General features: G+C 40.2%; 3 protein-coding genes and 1 pseudogene. 1 reads left to right on the forward strand and 3 read right to left on the reverse strand.

The window, feature by feature from the left end; all coding sequences use genetic code 11:
• A pseudogene (locus tag AB4653_RS11635) lies at positions 1-425 on the reverse strand (porin); the annotation flags it as partial.
• 155 nt (positions 426-580) lie between these two features.
• A complete protein-coding gene (locus AB4653_RS11640) occupies positions 581-1,453 on the reverse strand; it encodes a DUF3187 family protein (protein WP_372069590.1) in 873 nt (290 codons plus the stop codon).
• Between the two features lie 304 nt (positions 1,454-1,757).
• Between AB4653_RS11640 and AB4653_RS11645 the strand changes: the two genes are divergently transcribed.
• Complete coding sequence (locus AB4653_RS11645) at positions 1,758-2,552, forward strand: response regulator transcription factor (RefSeq protein WP_102258190.1); 795 nt, start codon at positions 1,758-1,760, stop codon at positions 2,550-2,552.
• A 110-nt stretch (positions 2,553-2,662) separates the two neighbouring features.
• Here the strand turns inward: AB4653_RS11645 and AB4653_RS11650 are convergent, their stop codons facing one another.
• Positions 2,663-3,496, reverse strand: a complete 834-nt coding sequence (locus AB4653_RS11650; RefSeq protein WP_102258191.1) for a RecX family transcriptional regulator — start codon at positions 3,494-3,496, stop codon at positions 2,663-2,665.
• Between the last annotated feature and the right edge of the window lie 134 nt (positions 3,497-3,630).

Genomic DNA, 3,630 nt, shown 5'->3' on the forward strand with positions numbered 1-3,630 from the left:
TCATTTTCCCAACCGAATGAAGCGATACCGAAACCAGTGTCAAAACCAAGCCAAGCTTTGTCTACATCAGCAGCAGGGCCAGTATCGATGCCATTTGTCCACTTGTAGTTAACTGAATCATTCGCTGAAACGTTATTGTCTGTTGTGTAGTTCACCATCAAGTCTGTTTCGAAGTAACCAACAATACGGTTGTTACGGTAGTTTACTGCAAGTGTTAGGCCTGTAGCCCAGTCATCGTAGAATGCTTTAGAACCAGTGTCGTAGTAACCGCCAACACCCATAGCACCAGATACTGAGAATTGATCTTTATGCATTGAATCAAATGCGAACATGTCTTCATTTTGGCTGTTTTGGCTGCTTGTATTTACCGCGAAAGCTGAACTTGAAATGCTTGCAATCGCAAGTGCTACTAATGTCTTTTTCATAATAACCACTACCTATATATTGATTCGGCCTTGTTAGTCCGGCCTTTTGGAGTAGCGCTATTGTTCAAAAAAACAGGTTATTGATATACCGTAAATTTACTGAAATTTTATAGCTTCGGTGAATTTCATGAAATAAGAATATATTAATGTGTCGTTTATATTGAGAAACGTAATCCCAGAGTAAAGCCGATATCGGTGCTGTTATCCATATTGCGAATATTCTCTGTCATCAAGGCTTCTAAACTAAACCTATTGAATCGGTACCTATAACCGAGCACCACTTCATTAGACGGCTCTGAGAAATCTGGTTCATCCGTTGCCCACCCTTGATAATTTAACGATTCAATGACCAAGCTATGATGAGCATCGAATCGTAATTCATAGCCTACAGCCCAACTCGAACTGTAGTTTTCTAAGAGCACAGAATAGTCATCACCTTTGCGGTGAACTAAACCAAGAGTAACAAACACGTTGTGACGCACTGATAAATAGCTGTAATTCAGCTGAACACCTTGCTCAAAACTATTTCGCTCAAACTGCCCTTCTCGAACATTATTGTAAAACAGAGAGCCACCAGCAGAAATAAAAGAGGGGCCGTCGGAATACAACAATAATTCATTGTATAACGTGACAGCATTAGTCAGTTGATCGCCTTCAAAATCAGAAATATGAACCCCCGAGTTATTAAAATCCATAGTGAACTGATCTTGAGGAACTTCATCCCGACCATTTTGGCCGATATTAAATAAGTCATGAAAGCCCATCACAAAACTATCAAGTCCATTATCTTTGGCTGTTACCACTCGATAATCCAACTCCACCTTCCATACAGAAGATGCCTGCCATTGAACTGCAATATTCGATTGATTTTGGTAATAATCAAGACCATAAGCGTCGGTGTGTGCCCATATACTGGCTTGGGTATAAGAGGACTTGAACTCAATAGTCCCCACCCTTTTGGGCTGAGCAGAACGAAGTTGTGTTGAAAGCACATTTGAATGAATAGGTGACTGCGCATAGACAAACATTGGGGATGCGTTCGCGCTTGCAGTAGGATGAAAAAAAGTCAGTATCGAGACTGAAATACTCAGTAACGCCCTTAAACTTATCACAGTGTTTACTCGGTTGTATAAATGCCCGATTTTATTAAAAAACACCGTTCAATTAATGCAGTAGATCTACCGCTTATCATCCTAACATTTAGATTAAAGAGTTATAAAAAAACGAAAATTAGAACCTCTCGAAAATGTAAACATCTTATCTTGCACTGTGCTTTACGAACGCATAGTCTTCGGGATATTAACCTGATGAATATATTGATAGAGGAAAGGTATGTCGGCTACTAACCTAAATTTTGAACAATTGTTGATGAAGCAATCAACGACTCTCATCAATAGCGATCCTAAGTATTTTCAAGCTACTTGGTCAGAAGCGAGCTTTGACGTACTCGATTGGTTTGGGATGGATCGTTTAACACTCTACCCTAACTCAATGGTCTTACTGGAAGACGGAAAGACTTGTTCAGTATCGAAAGCGAACATACCCCCGGTCAATAAACAGAATCTCATTGGTGGCAACTATCTTGATTATTTAAAGCTGCTAAAGACCAAAAAAACTTATCTCGCGTTTTCGAAAGACGACCTCGAGAACACTCAGAATTACGTATTAAAGCAGTTATACAAAGAAGGGGGGCGATGGCACTGCATCATTCCTTTGCAACTCTTTAACCAACGCTGGGGAGCACTGTCTTTTACTAACTTTCACGACAACGATACCACTTTCGATCTCGAAGACATCCAGCGCTTAAAATTAGTCTGTGAGCTTTGGCTCTGTTATTGGCAGCACTCAACACTAGCCAGAACATTAAAGCAAAATGAGAATCGGCTAGAAGATGACAGTGACAAATTACTCTTACTCACCAAGAAGCAGACCAAAGTGTTGGCACTTATTGCTCAAGGCTTAAGTGCAAAAGAGTGTGCGGAACAGCTCCATCTAAGCTCTCGAACTATAGAATCGCATAAGTACAGAATGCTTGGGTTGCTCGATTTGAACAACCACAATGACCTCCTTCAGTTCGCGTTGCGTAATGGGTTAGGTATTACAGAAAACCTGCACACAACGCGTTAAAACAATCTATTAACCCTGTAAATCATTCTGTGTTCGGTGACCTTCAGCTATTTATATCTGAAGGGTCTGTATTTATGAAAGCTCTATATTTCTTGGTTTAAGGACACTGGCTACTCGTTACCTTCACTCAGAGCAAATTTAATTTCATCCGACGAAAAGCCTTTTCGACTTAGCATAGCGTAAGCTTTTGAGCGCTCTTTGTGATCGTTGAGGTCATAAGGTTTCTTTTGTAGTTGTTCTAAACACGAAGAGTAAAAATCCAGTTGCTCTTCGTTAATTAACCGATCGACCAATTGTGGCAATTCGCTCGTGTCTATTTGTCGCTGTCTAAGCTCTTGCTGAATAGCAGTCAAGCCTTTGCCTTTACGAGCATACTTAAGCACTTCTTTTTCCAAATCGGCTTTCTCTGCCTTAATTTGAATATTACTCTTCAGTTCATGCGCTTGTGGGTGCTGGTCAATCGCTACCTTAACTTGTTGATAGCTAAAACCACGCTTTTGCAGCGTCGCAACCAATTTTTCACGGCTCATGGTAAAGCTTGAGTAGTAGTGGTTGATTCGGTCTATCAAGATAGTTTGTTCATCAATAGACTTTTCGAAAGACACCTTATGGATAGCATCAGAAATCACTGAGTCCGTCAGGCCTTTCTTTTTCAATTTTTCAACAATATACCGAGAACCAAATTCACCTGAGAACGCTTGTTCTACGAATTGTTCAGCAAACATTTGGTCAGATTTGAGATACCCAAACCCTTTCAAAGTATTCAACGTTTCATCAATCCATTCTTGATTGTCGGTTTTCACTTTGAGCTTCGCTACCAACTCACTTTCTGTCATATCTCTCTGAGTTAAATGCCACATCGCAGAGTTCATGACGCTTTCGATTCGCGTCGCTTTTCTTACCGTTGTATTTCTACCATTCGTTTTTTGCTGTGAATCATCCATTCGATTTCAACTGTCCAAACTAAGCCTACCCCATCATAACGTAATTCTAAGGTGGTTGAGTTACCTAAAAGAGTGAAGCTCAATATAATACCAATCGTAGTAAATAACTGTTCACCCTAGCTGGTTAAAACGCT

Origin of the sequence: Vibrio sp. 10N.222.48.A3, from assembly GCF_041475345.1 — a bacterium.
In the GTDB taxonomy this organism is placed as follows: domain Bacteria; phylum Pseudomonadota; class Gammaproteobacteria; order Enterobacterales; family Vibrionaceae; genus Vibrio; species Vibrio tasmaniensis_A.

Excerpts from the sequence above, each read along its gene's own strand:
- AB4653_RS11640 (WP_372069590.1), bottom strand. The coding sequence starts at position 1,453 with ATGTTTGTCTATGCGCAGTCACCTATTCATTCAAATGTGCTTTCAACA.
- AB4653_RS11645 (WP_102258190.1), top strand. The coding sequence starts at position 1,758 with ATGTCGGCTACTAACCTAAATTTTGAACAATTGTTGATGAAGCAATCA.
- AB4653_RS11650 (WP_102258191.1), bottom strand. The coding sequence starts at position 3,496 with ATGGATGATTCACAGCAAAAAACGAATGGTAGAAATACAACGGTAAGA.